Origin of the sequence: Clostridium sp. AM34-9AC, from assembly GCF_003480225.1 — a bacterium.
Lineage (GTDB): Bacteria > Bacillota > Clostridia > Lachnospirales > Lachnospiraceae > Acetatifactor > Acetatifactor acetigignens.
This window is the reverse complement of sequence record NZ_QUIU01000010.1, coordinates 53,129-70,678: the sequence shown is the minus strand read 5'-3', so window position 1 is coordinate 70,678 and position 17,550 is coordinate 53,129. Positions and strand designations below refer to the sequence as shown.

14 protein-coding genes are annotated in these 17,550 nt (G+C 43.4%); 8 read left to right on the top strand and 6 right to left on the bottom strand.

What is annotated here, in order from left to right:
• Positions 1 to 17: 17 nt before the first annotated feature.
• Genes yidD through rpmH form a run of 3 tightly spaced genes read right to left on the bottom strand, consistent with a single transcriptional unit; the run spans position 18 to position 781 of the window.
• Positions 18 to 227: a membrane protein insertion efficiency factor YidD gene (yidD, locus tag DW835_RS07755; protein ID WP_117466812.1), complete on the bottom strand. Its 210-nt coding sequence runs from the start codon at positions 225 to 227 to the stop codon at positions 18 to 20.
• 13 nt (positions 228 to 240) lie between these two features.
• Positions 241 to 594: a ribonuclease P protein component gene (gene rnpA, locus DW835_RS07750; RefSeq protein ID WP_022311903.1), complete on the bottom strand. Its 354-nt coding sequence runs from the start codon at positions 592 to 594 to the stop codon at positions 241 to 243.
• A 52-nt stretch (positions 595 to 646) separates the two neighbouring features.
• Positions 647 to 781 (bottom strand): 50S ribosomal protein L34, encoded by a 135-nt coding sequence (gene rpmH / locus DW835_RS07745; protein ID WP_022154017.1) that lies wholly within the window; start codon positions 779 to 781, stop codon positions 647 to 649.
• A 556-nt stretch (positions 782 to 1,337) separates the two neighbouring features.
• On the opposite strand from rpmH, the gene dnaA reads away from it, so the two are divergent.
• The 8 genes from dnaA to DW835_RS07705 all read left to right on the top strand — a co-directional run bounded on the left by dnaA (position 1,338) and on the right by DW835_RS07705 (position 12,612).
• Positions 1,338 to 2,702: a chromosomal replication initiator protein DnaA gene (gene dnaA / locus DW835_RS07740; protein WP_022311904.1), complete on the top strand. Its 1,365-nt coding sequence runs from the start codon at positions 1,338 to 1,340 to the stop codon at positions 2,700 to 2,702.
• Between the two features lie 320 nt (positions 2,703 to 3,022).
• Positions 3,023 to 4,132, top strand: a complete 1,110-nt coding sequence (gene dnaN / locus DW835_RS07735) for a DNA polymerase III subunit beta (protein WP_022311905.1) — start codon at positions 3,023 to 3,025, stop codon at positions 4,130 to 4,132.
• 23 nt (positions 4,133 to 4,155) lie between these two features.
• Positions 4,156 to 4,362 (top strand): RNA-binding S4 domain-containing protein, encoded by a 207-nt coding sequence (locus DW835_RS07730; RefSeq protein WP_117466808.1) that lies wholly within the window; start codon positions 4,156 to 4,158, stop codon positions 4,360 to 4,362.
• A 10-nt stretch (positions 4,363 to 4,372) separates the two neighbouring features.
• The gene (gene recF / locus DW835_RS07725) at positions 4,373 to 5,524 is read left to right on the top strand and encodes a DNA replication/repair protein RecF (protein WP_117466806.1); all 1,152 of its coding nucleotides are present in this window, start codon (positions 4,373 to 4,375) and stop codon (positions 5,522 to 5,524) included.
• An 18-nt stretch (positions 5,525 to 5,542) separates the two neighbouring features.
• Positions 5,543 to 7,786 carry a DNA topoisomerase (ATP-hydrolyzing) subunit B gene (gene gyrB, locus DW835_RS07720; RefSeq protein ID WP_207658882.1) on the top strand — a complete coding sequence of 748 codons (2,244 nt, stop codon included), beginning with the start codon at positions 5,543 to 5,545 and terminating at the stop codon, positions 7,784 to 7,786.
• Between the two features lie 86 nt (positions 7,787 to 7,872).
• Complete coding sequence (gyrA, locus tag DW835_RS07715) at positions 7,873 to 10,473, top strand: DNA gyrase subunit A (RefSeq protein WP_118730933.1); 2,601 nt, start codon at positions 7,873 to 7,875, stop codon at positions 10,471 to 10,473.
• Positions 10,474 to 10,678: 205 nt separating this feature from the next.
• Complete coding sequence (locus DW835_RS07710; RefSeq protein WP_117466802.1) at positions 10,679 to 11,857, top strand: cation:proton antiporter; 1,179 nt, start codon at positions 10,679 to 10,681, stop codon at positions 11,855 to 11,857.
• Between the two features lie 5 nt (positions 11,858 to 11,862).
• The gene (locus DW835_RS07705; protein WP_347559363.1) at positions 11,863 to 12,612 is read left to right on the top strand and encodes a hypothetical protein; all 750 of its coding nucleotides are present in this window, start codon (positions 11,863 to 11,865) and stop codon (positions 12,610 to 12,612) included.
• A gap of 21 nt (positions 12,613 to 12,633) precedes the next feature.
• On the opposite strand, the gene DW835_RS07700 is transcribed toward DW835_RS07705, so the two are convergent.
• The 3 genes from DW835_RS07700 to DW835_RS07690 form a co-directional block, all read right to left on the bottom strand.
• Positions 12,634 to 13,971 carry a HAMP domain-containing sensor histidine kinase gene (locus DW835_RS07700; protein ID WP_347559362.1) on the bottom strand — a complete coding sequence of 446 codons (1,338 nt, stop codon included), beginning with the start codon at positions 13,969 to 13,971 and terminating at the stop codon, positions 12,634 to 12,636.
• Positions 13,972 to 14,085: 114 nt separating this feature from the next.
• On the bottom strand, positions 14,086 to 14,787 hold the full coding sequence (locus DW835_RS07695) for a response regulator transcription factor (RefSeq protein WP_117466798.1): 702 nt from the start codon (positions 14,785 to 14,787) through the stop codon (positions 14,086 to 14,088).
• A 24-nt stretch (positions 14,788 to 14,811) separates the two neighbouring features.
• A complete protein-coding gene (locus DW835_RS07690; RefSeq protein WP_118730932.1) occupies positions 14,812 to 17,193 on the bottom strand; it encodes an endonuclease MutS2 in 2,382 nt (793 codons plus the stop codon).
• Positions 17,194 to 17,550 lie beyond the last annotated feature (357 nt).

Sequence of the window (17,550 nt, the reverse complement as noted above, 5' to 3'; positions counted from 1 at the left end):
CCTTCTATCGGATATTCTCAAGGTACAGGATCATATCCTCCTTTAGAGAAAGGATTGCACCGAAGAATTCTCCATGCAGCCAGAAGTCCTCCCTTGATCACACCATATTTTTCAATGGCTTCCAGACCATATTGAGAACAACTGGGAACATAAGGACACTTCGTACCTTTGTACGGTGAGATATATTTCTGATAGAACCTAATCATGGCTATAACTAATTTTTTCATATACAAATTTTATTTAATCCTGATAAAAATAGATTTTTATCAGATGATGAAGTTTTGCAAGATGCAGCAGCGCACTTTCCGCTTCTTCATATCCTATAGAAGCTGCGGCCGGTCTTGCAATGATTACCATATCCAAACCACTATTGAATACACTTTCATGTAATCTGTAACTTTCTCTGACCAGTCGGGTAATTCTATGTCTTACGACACTATTACCGACTTTTTTACTTACACTGATTCCGATTCTGTTCTTATCAAGGCCATTTTCCTTCACATACATGATAAAGTACTTGTTGGCATAAGATCTGCCATTCTTGTACACAAAACGGAACTGCTGATTATTTTTTAATGATTCCGAAAACTGCATGCACTCCTCCAACCGTGAAAGTTAAGAGAAAAAAAGGTCACATTGCTGTGACCTATGCGGATAATTTCTTTCTTCCTTTTGCACGTCTTGCTGCTAAAACTTTTCTTCCACCGGGAGTACTCATTCTGGCTCTGAAACCGTGAACCTTGGAATGGGAACGCTTTTTAGGCTGAAATGTCATCTTCATGGAAAGGCACCTCCTTCTCTAAACCTTCTTATATAAAAAGGTAAACATATTTTTCAACATTTGGGCGCATAAAAAATGCGCCTTCCTTTCGGAAAATAGCATATTGATTGTAATGTAAAAGCCCGTCAATGTCAAGCAAAATTCAATAAAAATGCTGAAAAATCAAGAGAAATAGGGCTTCCTGAAATTCATAAAATTTTTTAAATCGAGTTATCCACATAGATATACACCATATTTACCCACAAACGAGTTATCCACAGCATGTTGATTATTTGTGGATATTTATTTTTTTCAGATGGATATTCTGTGTAAATCCGGTGTAAAAGTGGACAATTTTACCGTAATTGTGGATATCTCGAAATTTGTCGGATTTATCCACATATACACATCACTATCCACATCCCCTGTTAATATTCCCAGTTATGAACAACTTTATCAACAATATGTGGATAACTTTATCCATGACCTGTTCATAACTTACATTTGAATTATTTTTAATTCTATTATACAATGAAATGGAGTTTCGCACAGTGGGACTCTTAGCGGGAGGAAATTAATGGACGCAATCAAAGAAAACTGGACAACTGTCAAAGAAGCTGTCAGAAGAGAATACAGTCTTTCTGACATTTCTTATCATACATGGGTGGAGCCTTTGGAGTTTCATAATGTAGTGAATGATGTAGTAAGCATTATCATTCCTTCGGACCAGGCCCATGCCCTGAATTACATTTCATCAAAATATAAGAGCTTTTTTCAGGTAACTATTACCGAAATGTTCGATCATCCTTATGATATCAACTTTATCCTGGAGAAGGATGTCAAGGCAGAAGAACCTGCTGAGAATGAAATGGCTGTTCCTAATCAGATATATGGTATTAATTATGAAGATGCCCATCTGAACCCTAAATACAAATTCGATACCTTTGTCGTGGGAAGTAATAACAAATTTGCTCATTCCGCATCCCTTGCGGTAGCGGAATCTCCAGGAGAAGTCTACAATCCTCTCTATTTATATGGAGGTCCCGGTCTGGGCAAGACTCACCTGATGCATTCCATCGGACATTTTATTTTAGAACAGGATCCGGACAAAAAGGTTCTCTACGTTACCAGTGAGGAATTCACAAACGAAGTAATCGAATCCATTCGTAGTGGTAATGCGGCTTCCATGACCAAGCTGCGTGAGAAATACCGTAACGTGGATGTTCTCATGGTCGATGACGTACAATTTATTATAGGTAAGGAAAGTACCCAGGAGGAATTCTTCCATACTTTCAATGCCTTGCATGCTGCCCATAAACAAATCATTCTGTCTTCCGATAAACCGCCCAAGGAAATGGAAACTCTGGATGAAAGATTCCGTTCCCGTTTCGAATGGGGCCTGATTGCTGATATCCAGCCGCCCGATTATGAGACCCGAATGGCAATTTTACGGAAAAATGCAGAGACCTACGATCGTCAGATTGATGAAGAGATCATCAAATACATTGCCACAAATATTAAATCCAATATTCGTGAACTGGAAGGCGCGTTTAACAAGATCATTGCTTTTGCAAAATTAAATAAGGTAGATCTGACACTCTCTCTGGCCGAAGAAGCCCTGAAGGATGTCATCTACCCCAACAAGCCAAAGGAGATCACTCCTACTCTCATTATTAATGTAGTGGCAGAGCATTTTGGCGTAAAGCCGGAAGATATTACTTCCAAGAAGAGAAATTCCGAGTTCGTACAGCCCCGTCAGGTCGTAATGTACCTGTGCAGAGAGCTGACGGATACCTCCTTCACTAATATAGGAAAGCTTTTGGGCAAAAAAGACCATACAACGATCATTCACGGCGTAAATAAAGTGTCTGCGGAGATCCAGACGAACGAAGAACTTCGTAATAAAATCGATATTATCACAAAGAAGATAAATCCTTCTTAGAAGATATCTGTTAATAATTTTTCTTATTCTGAGGACAAGTTGTGTATATCTTTAGAATAAACGGTGTTCACCTGTTGATAACTTGTTTTAAGGTTCCGGAACAGAATCTGGACGGTGTGAATAATCTGAGAGTTATTCTTAGGTTATTCTGCCAAATCCACTAAGATTTCCATTCCATTTTGCCTTGAAAAATAGTATAATAAGACTGGTTATGCACATATCAACACTCCTTATTAAGGTGACTACGAAATTCTTTTAATATTTTTATACAACGCGTATCTGCGCGTACGCAAATCAACCAGAAAGGAAGTTATGCACACATGAAATTAGTCTGTTCGAAAGCCAATCTTTTAAATGGCGTACAAACTGTATCAAAAGCTGTTCCCAGTAAGACTACCATGTCTATTCTGGAATGTATTTTAGTAGATGCTACCAATGGAGAGATCAAGTTAACTGCCAACGATATGGAACTTGGTATCGAGACTACCATAGAAGGACAGATCGTAGAAAAGGGTATCATTGCCCTGGATGCAAAAATGTTCCTGGAAATCGTACGTAAACTTCCTGACAGTGACATTACCATTGAGACTGATGCTTCCTTCAAGGTAGTTATTACCTGTGAAAAAGCAAAATTCACGATCATCGGTAAATCTGGTGAAGATTTCTCTTATTTACCGGCAGTAGAAAAAGATGACAGTATTGTCATGAGTCAGTTTACACTGAAAGAGGTTGTAAGACAGACCATCTTCTCTATTTCTGACAATGATAACAATAAGCTGATGACTGGTGAACTTTTTGATATTAACGGAGAAGAGTTCAAAATTGTGTCTCTGGACGGACACCGTATTTCCATCCGTAAGATCCAGCTGAAGAACAGCTATTCTCCGAAAAAGGTAGTTGTTCCCGGTAAGACTCTGAACGAGGTAAGTAAGATTTTACCCGGAGATGCAGACAGTGATGTAACGATTTCCTTTACGGAAAAACATATTGTATTTGAATTTGATAAGACCGTTGTAGTATCCCGTCTGATCGAGGGAGAATATTTTAAGATCGACCAGATGCTTTCCAGCGATTATGAGACCAAAGTAAGAGTCAACAAGAAAGAGTTCTTAAGCTGTATCGATCGTGCTACTCTTCTGGTAAAGGAAGGCGATAAGAAACCTATTATCGTAAATATCACAGACAGTGGAATGGAACTTAAAATCAATTCCGCTCTGGGAAGCATGAACGAAGAAATCGATATTCAGAAACAGGGTAAGGATCTGATGATTGGATTCAATCCCAAGTTCCTGATCGATGCTCTCCGTGTCATCGATGATGAGGAAGTGGATCTGTATATGGTAAATCCCAAGGCACCCTGTTTTATCAAGAATGCAGAGGAAAGCTATATTTACCTGATCCTTCCCGTGAACTTTACAACAGTTGCTTAAACTTAAGAACAGAGGTTAAATCAATGCATACGATCCGTTTAAAGGATGATTATATTAAGCTTGGTCAGGCATTAAAGGCAGCCGGTGTGGTAGAATCCGGCGTGGATGCCAAGTTCGCCGTACAGGATGGCCTGGTAAAGGTGAACGGACAGACGGAATTACAGCGTGGCAAAAAGCTGGTATCCGGAGATAAAGTGGAATATGATGGCGAGACCATCGTGATAGAATAAGCAGGTTACTATGATCATCAAATCAATCGAATTGGCAGATTACAGGAATTATGATTCTCTTGTCCTGCAGTTTGACCGGGGGACAAATATCCTCTACGGAGACAATGCGCAGGGCAAGACCAATATTCTGGAAGCAATCTATGTAGCTGCCACCACAAAATCGCATAAGGGAAGCAAGGACAGAGAAATCGTTAATTTCGACAAGGAAGAGGCACATATCAGAACTTATCTCGAGAAAGACGGTAAAGAAATCCGTGTGGATATGCATCTGAGAAAGTCCAAATCCAAAGGAATTGCCATAGATGGCCAGAAGATCAAGAAAGCAGCGGATCTTCTGGGGCTTTGTAATGTTGTGTTTTTTTCTCCGGAAGACTTGGGAATCATTAAAAATGGTCCCTCTGAGCGGAGAAGATTTGTAGATATGGAACTGTGCCAGCTGGACAATTTCTATCTCTATAATCTCAATCATTACAACAAAATTGTCAATCAGCGTAACAAGCTTCTCAAAGATATGTATATGAATCCGGATCTGAAGGAAACTCTGACTATCTGGGATATGCAGCTGGTATCTTACGGAAGTAAGATCATAGAGAGAAGAAAGCTGTTCGTGGAACAGCTCAATGAGATCATTTATGAGATTCATAAAAAATTATCCGGTGGGCGGGAAGAAATCCGTATCCAGTATGAGCCGGATGTGGAACTGGATGAATTTGAAAGTAAGCTGAGAAACAGTCAGGACCGGGATATGCGGGCAAAAATGACATCTGTGGGACCCCACAGAGATGATTTTTCTTTTCTGGTAGGGGACGTGGATATCCGTAAGTTCGGATCCCAGGGGCAACAGCGTACTGCTGCTCTTTCCTTGAAATTATCCGAGATCGAGCTGGTAAAAAGGATTACGAAAGATACGCCGGTATTATTACTTGATGATGTATTGTCTGAACTGGACAGTAACCGGCAAAACTATCTGTTGAACAGTATCGGGGATATTCAGACCATCATTACCTGTACCGGTCTGGAGGAATTTGTAAATAACCGGTTTGAAATCAACCGGGTATTCAAAGTATCTGCCGGAACTGTCACCTGTGTAAATGAAAATATGGGACTGAAATCCGAACCGGAAGAAACTCCGGAAGATGCGTATAATTTTGGCAGCCTGTAGGGCAGAATGTGAGGAATCATGAGCGAAGAAAATATGAACAATACCGCGGTAGAACATGAATATGGCGCGGATCAGATTCAGATATTGGAAGGTCTGGAAGCTGTAAGAAAGCGTCCGGGAATGTATATTGGTACCACATCCAGCAGAGGACTGCATCATCTGGTATATGAGATCGTAGACAATGCGGTGGATGAAGCACTGGCAGGATTCTGTGATACCATTGATGTAACCATCAATGAAGACAATTCCATCACCGTTATTGATAACGGACGAGGAATTCCGGTAGGCATCAATCACAAAGCAGGTATCCCTGCAGTAGAAGTCGTATTTACGATTCTGCATGCCGGCGGTAAGTTTGGCGGTGGGGGATACAAGGTATCCGGTGGTCTGCACGGTGTAGGTGCCTCTGTTGTAAATGCCCTCTCCAACTGGTTGGAAGTAGAAATTTGCCAGGGTGGCAAGGTATATAAGCAGCGTTATGAGAGAGGTCATGTATGCTATGCTCTGAAAGAAATCGGCACCTGCCCTATGGAAAAGACCGGAACGAAAGTTACTTTCCTGCCAGATGATACGATTTTTACTGAGACAACGGTATATGATTTTGATGTATTGAAGAGAAGACTCAGAGAGATGGCATTCCTGACCAAGGGGCTGCGCATCATTTTAAGAGATAATCGTACTGAGGAAGAAACTTCTCTGGAAGGTGGTTCTGTCGTTGACAGTGCAGCTGCGGAAGCTATGTCTACAGAGCACGAAAAGAAGCAGATCAGTGAACTGTTACAGAGGGCACAGGAAGATGCCATGGAAGCAGGAGCATCCGCAGAAGCAATGACTTCCGAAGAAACTTCAGCTTCTGCGGATACAGCAAATGACTCTGAAGCATTTGCAGATGCTTTTGCTACGTCCGAGGAATCCACCAAAGCCCATACCGGCGGCAAGATCGGTAAGATACATACCATTACTCTGGAAAATGGTAAGAAGCAGAAAGTCGTTGAGTTCTACTATGAAGGTGGTATCAAGGAATTTGTTGCTTACCTGAACAAAAGTAAGGAGCCTTTATACGAAAACATTCTGTATTTTGAGGGTGAGAAGAATAATGTGTACGTGGAAGTATCCTTCCAGCACAATGATTCTTATAACGAGAGCGTATTCAGCTTTGTAAATAACATCAATACTCCCGAGGGAGGTACTCATTTACAGGGCTTCCGTAATGCTATTACGAAGACATTTAACGATTACGCAAGAAGCGCAAAGCTGTTAAAAGACAGTGAGCCGAATCTGTCCGGTGAAGATATCCGTGAGGGCCTGACTGCTATTGTCAGTGTCAAGATCGAGGATCCTCAGTTCGAAGGACAGACCAAGCAGAAATTGGGTAACAGTGAGGCAAGAGGCGCTGTTGACAATATTGTCAGTGAGCAGCTGACTTATTTCTTAGAGCAGAATCCGCAGATTGCAAAGTCCATCTGTGAGAAGTCGATTCTGGCACAGCGTGCCAGAGAGGCAGCCAGAAAGGCAAGAGACCTCACCAGGAGAAAGACCGCTCTGGATACCATGGCTCTGCCCGGTAAGCTGGCAGACTGTTCCGATAAGGATCCGAAGAACTGCGAGATTTACATCGTAGAGGGAGACTCCGCAGGAGGAAGTGCGAAGACAGCACGTTCCCGTGCAACACAGGCTATCCTGCCCCTGCGTGGTAAGATACTGAATGTAGAAAAGGCAAGACTGGATAAGATTTATGCCAATGCTGAGATCAAGGCAATGATCACTGCTTTTGGTACCGGAATCCATGAGGATTTTGATATTTCCAAGCTTCGTTACAACAAGATCATTCTGATGACCGATGCCGATGTAGACGGTGCGCATATCAGTACTCTTCTGCTGACTTTCATCTATCGGTTTATGCCGGAGCTGATCAAGCAGGGACATGTATTCCTGGCGAAGCCGCCTCTGTATAAGCTGGAGAAGAACAAGAAGGTATGGTATGCCTACAGTGATGAAGAACTGGACAGCATTCTCTCTGAAGTAGGTCGTGACCAGAACAACAAGATCCAGCGTTACAAAGGTCTGGGTGAGATGGATGCGGAACAGCTCTGGGAGACCACCATGGATCCGGAGAGACGTATTCTGCTCAGAGTCAACTACGATGAAGAGACTGAATCCGAACTGGATCTGACCTTTACCACACTGATGGGTGACAAGGTAGAACCCAGAAGAGAATTCATCGAAGAAAATGCTCAGTTTGTTAAGAATCTGGACATCTAATAACTATTCAGAGCCGTTATCAGGCTCTGAATAGTTACGGTATTTAATAATAGAGAGTCGTATTTTACGACAGATTGTGAGGAAACATGAACGACGATATTTTTGATAAGCCTTCGGAGGCTGAGATTGATAAAATCCATGAAGTCGATCTGAAAGAAAAAATGGAAACTTTCTATATCGACTATGCCATGAGTGTTATCGCATCCCGTGCGCTTCCGGATGTGAGGGATGGTCTGAAGCCGGTACAGAGACGTGTACTCTATTCTATGATCGAACTGAACAATGGTCCCGACAAGCCGCATCGTAAGAGTGCCCGTATTGTCGGTGATACCATGGGTAAATATCATCCTCATGGTGACAGCTCCATCTACGGTGCATTGGTTAATATGGCACAGGACTGGTCTACCCGTTATCCTCTGGTAGATGGCCACGGTAACTTCGGTTCCATGGATGGTGACGGTGCCGCAGCAATGCGTTATACCGAGGCAAGACTTTCCAAGATTTCCATGGAATTATTGGCAGATATCGGCAAGAATACCGTAGATTTCGTACCGAACTTTGATGATACTGAAAAAGAACCTGTCGTACTGCCCAGCCGTTATCCAAACCTGCTAGTCAACGGTACTACCGGTATTGCCGTAGGTATGGCTACCAATATTCCACCTCACAACCTTCGTGAAGTGGTACAGGCTGTTGTTAAAATTATTGATAATCGTGTAGAAGAAGACAGAGATACTACGATCGATGAGATTCTTCCCATTGTAAAAGCTCCCGATTTTCCTACCGGAGGACTGATTCTGGGTACCAGAGGCTGTGAGGAAGCTTACCGTACCGGCCGTGGTAAGATCAGAGTCCGTGCAGTGACCAATATCGAGACACTACCTAACGGTAAGAGCCAGATCATTGCCACCGAACTGCCATATATGGTCAATAAGGCCAATCTGATCATCAAGATTGCTGAGCTGGTAAAACTGAAAAAGATCGACGGTATCACAGATATCCGTGATGAATCCAACCGTGAAGGTGTCCGCGTGGTTATTGAGCTTCGTAAGGATGCCAATGCCAATGTTATTCTGAATCAGCTGTACAAGCATACACAGCTTCAGGATACTTTTGGTGTGATCATGCTGGCGCTGATCAACAATCAGCCTAAGGTCATGAATCTGCTGGATATGCTGACTTATTACCTGAAACATCAGGAGGATGTGGTTACCAGAAGAACCAAATATGATCTGAACAAGGCTGAGGAAAGAGATCATATTTTACAGGGATTGTTAAAGGCTCTGGACTTCATTGACGAAGTTATTACTATTATCCGTGGCAGTCAGAATGCCCAGATTGCAAAAGAACGTTTGATGGAGAGATTTGAACTTTCTGATGTACAGGCACAGGCTATTGTGGATATGCGTCTGCGTGCTCTGACAGGTCTGGAAAGAGAGAAGCTGGAAAACGAGCATCAGGATCTGGTAGCAAAAATTGCGGAGTTGAAGGCTATTTTGGCAGATGAAAAGCTGTTATTAGGTGTTATTAAGACAGAAATGAGTGCTATCGCTGAGAAATACGGCGATGACAGACGCAGTAAGATCGGTTATGACGAACTGGATATCTCCATGGAGGATCTGATTCCGAGGGAAAATACTATTATTGCCATGACCAGTCTCGGTTATATCAAACGTATGACCGTAGATAATTTCAAAGCACAGAACCGCGGCGGCCGAGGTATCAAGGGAATGCAGACCATCGATGAGGATTACATTGAGGATCTGTTGATGACGACGACTCATCATTATCTGAACTTCTTCACCAATATGGGAAGAGTATACAGATTAAAAGCATATGAGATCCCGGAGGCAGGCCGTACCGCAAGAGGTACTGCTATCGTGAACCTCTTGCAGCTGGCACCCGGTGAAAAGATCACCGCAATGATTCCTATCCGTGAATACAGTGATGACAAGAATCTGTTTATGGTGACCAAGACCGGTATCGTGAAGAAGACGCCTCTGATGGAGTTCTCCAATGTCAGAAAGAACGGACTGACCGCTATCAACCTCAGAGAAGAGGATGAACTGATCGAGGTGAAGATCACCGACAGCAACAGCGAGATCTTCCTGGTAACCAAACAGGGTATGTGTATCCGCTTCCAGGAGACAGATGTCCGGGCCACCGGCCGAGCGTCCATGGGTGTCATCGGTATGAATCTCTCTCCCGGGGATGAGATCATCGGCATGCAGTTACAGACCCAGGGCAGCGATCTGTTGATCGTATCCGAGAACGGTATGGGCAAACGTACCAATATGGATGAATTTACCGTACAGAAACGTGGCGGTAAGGGTGTAAAATGCTACAAGATCGTAGAAAAGACCGGTGATGTGGTAGGTGCCAAGGCTGTAAATGATGATAACGAGATCATGATGATCACTACCGAAGGAATTATTATTCAGCTGCGTGTGCAGGATATTTCTACGCTGAGCAGAATTACTTCCGGTGTAAAGCTGATCAATCTGGATAACGGCGTAAAGGTAGCACAGATTGCCAAGGTACGTGAGAAACTGTCCAATGGTGATCATGAATTCGATAATATCGAAGAAGCCATGGAACAGGTATCACAGGAAGTCGGTTCCGAGGATGAGGACGAAGCAGAAGAAAATCTGATTTTCCCCACTGAGGAAAATGAAGACGATGAGTAATATATTTTCAAAATAATCCAAAATAAGTATTTATGTTGAGCACTTTTATATTGCAGATGAAGGGTGTCTGTGATATAACAAAAGTGCTCAATTTAATGAGTTTCAAATATAAACGAACGGATATTTTGCAAAGCACGGAACAATCCGTAGGCATCATAGCCGTGGGCTTTTGACCCCAACATCATAATAAAAGAGAGGCAGAAAAATGGAATCTTATAGTATTTTCAGAGATCTGGCAATTATCATTGTATTTGCCAAGGTGTTTGGCATCATTGCGAGAAAATGTAAGGCACCACAGGTGGTAGGTGAGATCATTGCCGGTCTGTTGATCGGACCCAGTGTACTGGGACTGGTACAGCAGTCAGATTTCCTGATCCAGATGGCAGAAATCGGTGTTATTCTTCTGATGTTCTCCGCCGGACTGGAGACGAATCTGAAGGATCTGATGAAGACGGGATTTGTGGCATTTCTGATCGCATGCATGGGTGTATTTGTTCCTTTGGTAGGAGGAACATTGTTGTACATGGGATTTTACGGAGTGGCACCCTGGGGCTCTGAGAAATTCTATGAAGCTGTATTTATCGGTGTCATTATGACGGCTACCAGTGTAAGTATTACTGTGCAGTCTCTGAAAGAACTGGGAAAACTGAAAGGTAAAGTCGGCACAACAATCATGAGTGCCGCTATTATCGATGATGTCATTGGTATTATTGTACTTACTTTTGTCATCGGATTTAAAAATCCGGATTCCAATCCAGGAAGTGTAGTAATTTCTACTCTTCTGTTCTTCCTTTTTGCAATTGGTGTGGGATTTGTATTGTTCAAGGTATTCCAGTATCTGGATAACAAATATCCGCATACAAGACGTATTCCTATTTTAGGTCTTGCGCTCTGTTTTATTTTCGCTTATGTAGCGGAAGTATTCTTCGGTATTGCGGATATTACAGGTGCTTACGTGGCAGGTATTATCCTGTGTTCTATTCAGGATTCGGAATACATAGCCGAGAAGATGGATATCAATTCTTATATGATCTTCGGACCGATTTTCTTCGCAAGTATCGGACTTAAGACCAGCTTTGACCATTTGAACGGAGAATTTGTACTGTTCTCTATCGGATTTGTTATTGTTGCTCTGCTGTGCAAGATCATCGGTTGCGGTCTAATGGCGAGAATCTGCAGATTCAAAGGACCGGATGCCTTGAAAATCGGTGTCGGTATGATGACCAGAGGCGAGGTTGCCCTGATCGTAGCACAGAAGGGATTGTCTGTGGGAATGATCGGTGCGGAATACTTTACAGCAGTCATTCTGCTGATCATTGTATCCAGTATCTCCACTCCTATCCTGCTTAAGATTTTGTATACGAAGCATGCCGAGATTGATTAAAAAATATGGATCATATGGATCAGAAGCGTTTTGAAGAAGCTAAGAGAAAAATAATAGGCGTGGACCGTCAGAGACTGGGAATCGGAACTCTCTCAGAGAAGACGGTTCATGCTATTTTTAAGGACTATTATGAGCCGAACGAGGATCATCAGGAGATTCCCATAGAGAATTATGTAGCGGATATTTATAGGGATGGAGAGATCATAGAGATTCAGACGAGACAGTTTAACCGGATGCGGGGAAAATTGCAGACCTTTCTTCCTTTATATCCTGTGACTATTGTCTATCCGATCCCTTATGAAAAATGGCTGATCTGGATCGATGAAGACAGCGGAGAACTGAGTAAAAAACGGAAATCACCGAAAAAAGGCTGCACCTATCAGGCTTTTAAGGAACTATATAAGATCAAAATGTTCCTGAAGGATCCGAATATCCGATTTAAGTTCATATTGGTAAATATGGAGGAATACCGGCTGTTGAACGGTTGGAGCCATGATAAGAAAAAGGGCTCCACACGGTATGACAGGATTCCAACGGATCTGGTCGAAGAGGTGGAAATCAGACAACCGGAGGATTATCTGCAATTTGTGCCCTATGAGCTGGAAGAACCTTTTCACAGTAAAGATTTTGCAAAGGCCGCCCACATCCCTCTCTCACTGGCTCAGACCGTATTGAATATTCTGTTTGAAATGGGAACAGTGGAACGGGTAGGAAAACAGGGAAACAGTTATCTATATCGTGTCGTGGATGTATAAAAAGAGGACTAAGCTGTAAGCTTAGTCCTCTTCGTCTTCCTGATGGGATTTCGGCAGGGAGAAGATAAATTCACTTCCAACGCCGGGAGTACTGATCACATTGATATGCTCATCGTGAGCATTGATAATCTCTTTTACAATGGAAAGACCCAGCCCGGTTCCCTTTTTATCTTTGCCTCGGGATAGGTCGGATTTGTAAAATCTGTCCCAGATCAGCTTCAGATCTTCTTTCGGAATACCGATTCCTGTGTCTTTTACGGAGACAAACAATTTATTTTTCTTCTCCGAGGTCTCAATGTGGATCACAGAATCATGGTGACTGAACTTAATGGCGTTGTCCATGAGATTATAGAGTACCTGCTGGATCTTACCCATATCTGCATGGACATACATTTCATTGCCGGTCAGGATCATCTCAATAGCAATGGATTTGTTATGACAGGTACCCTCAAAGGTACTTGCAGTATTACGGATCACTTGATTGATATCAAAATCTGTTTTATCTAAGAGCATTCCTTTGGTGTTAAGATTATTCAAGGTTAAAAGGCTGTTGGTCAGCTTCGTCAGTCGTTCTGTTTCATTCAATACGATGGTAATGTATTTTTCGTGCATTTCCGGTGGAATTGTGCCGTCCAGCATGGCCTCCAGATATCCCCTTATAGAGGTCAGAGGGGAACGGAAATCGTGGGATACATTGGCTACAAACTTTTTCTGATCATCCTCGGAACGGGCAATTTCGCTTGCCATATAGTTCAGACAGGAAGCGAGATAGCCGATTTCATCCTCACTTTCCACCTGAAATTCATAATGCATATTACCGGCGGCATACTGCTCTGTGGCATGGGTGATCTTCCGCAGAGGAATATATACGATCTCGGTGAAAAAGATCAGAATGATCAGGGATAACAGGAACAGGATTGCCAGGGTGATATAGGAAATATTCAGCAGGCTGTTACAGGATTTCTGAATATCATTCATATCAGTATGGATGACTACATAACCTTTTACCTTGTAGTTGGAGGTAATGGGAGCAAATACAGTAAGTACATCCGAATCAAAATTACCGAAGAAATCACCAACAGTGTAGTAGGAGCCGCTGGTTACGGTCGAATCAAAATTCTCGATGACTACCACATTCTCCACATCTAAGGGACTATTGGTATCCAGTACCAGTCGTCCGGAGGGATTGATGATGCGGATCTCGGAATTCAGGTAGACCGCCAGGGAGTCCAGCTGCATTTTAACGGTCTCCAAAGTTGTTTCACTGGTATATAATCCGCCGGCATAGGTTCCGGCGATCAGGGTTGCTTCGGAATAAAGACTTTCAGCTTTTTCCCGGATCAGGTGCTCTTTGGTCATATTGGGAACAAAAGTTGTAACTATGATGAAACCAAATACACCAAAAATAAAATATGCGAGTATAAATTTTAGATAAAGTGTTTTTTTCATAACAAATCCTGCTTTTGGTATGACTTAATTACGTACTTCGAATTTATAGCCAATGCCCCAGATGGTGCTGATCTTCCAGTTGGCATGATCCTTGATCTTCTCGCGGAGACGCTTGATATGCACATCCACGGTACGGGTATCACCGATATATTCATAGCCCCAGATCTGATCCAGGAGCTGTTCTCTGGTGAATACATGATTCGGTGAGGATGCTAAAAAGTAGAGAAGCTCCAGTTCTTTCGGCGGCATTTCCACGGTGTGTCCCATATAGATGACGGAATAATTGGTCAGATTAATGGTCAGATCCGCATATTCCACACACTTGTCGTTAGGATTCTCTGTGGGGGCATTGGAGGGCTTATAACGTCTGAGGACTGCTTTGGCGCGGGCCACCAGTTCCTTTGAATCAAAAGGTTTTTCCATATAATCATCCGCACCCAGCTCCAGTCCCAATACCTTGTCGAAGACTTCACCTTTTGCGGAAAGCATGATGATAGGAACGGAGTATTGTGCCCGGACCTCTCTGCACACCTGATAACCATCAATGCCGGGAAGCATCAGATCCAACAGAATCAGATTCGGAGCAAAGGTCTCCATAGCCGGCATCACGGATTCTCCGTCATTGACGATCATGGTATCAAAACATTCCTTCGTCAGATAGAGGGAGATCAGTTCCGCAATATTATTATCATCATCTACAATGAGAATTTTCTGTTTACTTACCATGTAGTATAGGCCTCCTGTCAGTTATTATTTAAAAGTAACAATGGTTACACCGGCATCGCCTTCACCATATTCACCCAACCGGTATTCTTTGACGTATTTCAGACGTTTTAAGTGAGACTGTACGGCACTGCGCAGGGCACCGGTGCCTTTTCCGTGCACGACTCTCACACTGGGGAGATGAGCCAGATAAGCGTCATCCAGGTATTTATCCAGTTTTGCAATGGCTTCATCTACCGTACATCCCAGAAGGTTGATCTCGGAGGACACAGAGAAGGACTTGGACATTTTCAATTTGCCGGTGTTGGTACGCTGCAGGGCAGGTGCTGTAATGGTTTCTTCTTTTACCGGTACGAGATCGTTAATATTCGTCTGCATTCTCATAATTCCGCATTGTACGAAGAGGTTGCCCCTGGCATCCGGCAGTGTATTCACAATTCCTTTCAGATTCATGGAAATGATCTTTACGGAATCTCCTTTTTTCAGTTTCTTGGGATCCACGGTCTTCTGGTTGGCCGGCTTCTTTTGGTTATTACCAAGAGCCAATTTTCCGTTCTTTTCGTTGATCTTGTCACGAACCTTCTGTCTCTTTTTCTCTAGTTCCTTGATGTCGGCGGAAGCGCCTGCTTTATTGAAATCACGGATGGTTTCGTCGGCTACATCCTTTGCTTCCTGAAGGATGGCTCTTGCTTTTTCATTGGCATCCCGCAGAATCTTATCCTTTGCCTGATCGATTTTCTCGTTTTTCTTCTGTAACTGTTCCTGTAACGTGCGGATCCGTTCCTTATATTCTGCAATCTCCTGCTGTTCTTTTTCAATGGTTACGCGGCTCTGTTCCAGATCTGCGATGACGTCTTCAAAGCTTTCGTCTTCTTTGCTGATCTGTTCTTTCGCGGCATTGATGATCTCATCGGACAGTCCCAGCTTGGAAGAAATAGCGAAAGCATTACTTTTACCGGGAATACCGATGAGCAGACGGTAGGTGGGGCGAAGGGTCTCCACATCAAATTCACAGCAGGCATTTTCTACGAAATTAGTGGAAAGTGCATAGATTTTCAGCTCGCTGTAATGCGTGGTAGCCATAGTGCGGATGCCACGGTCATGCAGATAATTTAAAATAGCAATTGCCAGAGCGGCACCCTCCGTAGGATCTGTTCCAGCACCGAGTTCATCAAATAAACACATGGAATCCGCATCTGCGTGCTGCAAAATGTGGACAACTCTGGTCATATGAGAAGAAAATGTGGACAAACTCTGCTCAATACTCTGCTCATCCCCGATATCTGCATAAACTTCCGAGAAAATGGACAGTTCTGAACGGTCCAGCGCCGGAATATGCAGTCCTGCCTGCCCCATCAGGGTAAAAAGGCCCACTGTTTTCAGGGAGACGGTCTTACCGCCGGTGTTGGGACCGGTGATCACCAACAGGTCAAAATCTTTACCCAGACGGACATCAATGGGAACTGCCTTTTTCTTGTCCAACAGTGGATGACGGCCCTTACGGATCTGGATGTAATGTTCAGTGTTGAAAATAGGCTCTGTGGCATTCTGTTCCATGGCGAGTTTTGCCTTGGCAAAGATGAAGTCTAAAGTGGTCATGATCTTCTGATCCGCAGCAAGCTCTGAAGTATGAACAGCAGCCTGACTGCTCAGATCACCCAGAATAACTTCAATTTCCTCCTGCTCCTGCAGATCCAGTTCTTTTAACTGGTTGTTCAGGTTCACGACAGCAGCCGGCTCGATGAAAAAGGTGGAACCGGTGGAGGACTGGTCATGCACCATACCGTTCACCTGGCTCTTATATTCTGCCTTTACGGGGATACAGTAGCGGTTATCACGCATGGTAATGACTGCATCCTGTAAAAAGGTACGGTAAGCGCCGTTTACCATAGAGGTCAGCTGGCTGTGGATCTTTTCGTTGGTGGACAGCTTGGAACGACGGATACTCTTTAATCTTGGGCTGGCATCATCAGCCATCTCTTCTTCCGACAGGATACAGCGGTTGATTTCGTTAGCCAGCTGTGTCATAGGAGTAAGGCCTTCAAAGTAGGCATCCAGACTGTCATTGGGAAGGTCTTCACGTTCTTTTTTCCCGTAGGTCTTGATTCGGTTGACGTTGTCCAGAAAGGATGCCAGCTTCAGCAGTTCGGACATAGACAGAGAACTGCCGATTTCCAGAGAACGGATCGAAAATCCTAGATCTCTGTTGCTGCCAAAAGAGGTGCTTCCAATACGGAAGAGACGGGCCAAGGCATCTTTGGTCTCCCGCTGGGCTGTTCTGATGGCGGAAAGGTCGGTAGAAGGCACCAGATCGCGGCAAAGCTTTTTACCGGGCTCGGAGTCGGCCTTCTCCGTGAGAAGGTCGATGATCTTATTATATTCTAAAGTGGTGAGTACTTTTGTGTTCATGTGGGGCTCCTTAATATTATTGAAAATACGCAGTACAAGCTCACTGCCGGGCTTTCGCCCTATCAAAATCGGATCTGTCAATTCCGCCTGCAAGCAGTCGAATTGACATCTCTCGATTTTGGTACTGCTCAATGCTGGTTTACATAATAATACGATTTCTACGTGCTGCGCACTCTCGAAATCGTTACATCCATTCGCAATCCGGACTATCGTCCTTCTTGCTCATGTCTGTTTGCTCCCCTCATAGAAATCCTGCTTTGCCTGCAAGCAGTCACGCAGGATTTTATGGGTGAGCTTATTATACCATATTTATTGCCTTTTTTGGTACAGTTTTGTATAATTGAGATATTAGAGTCC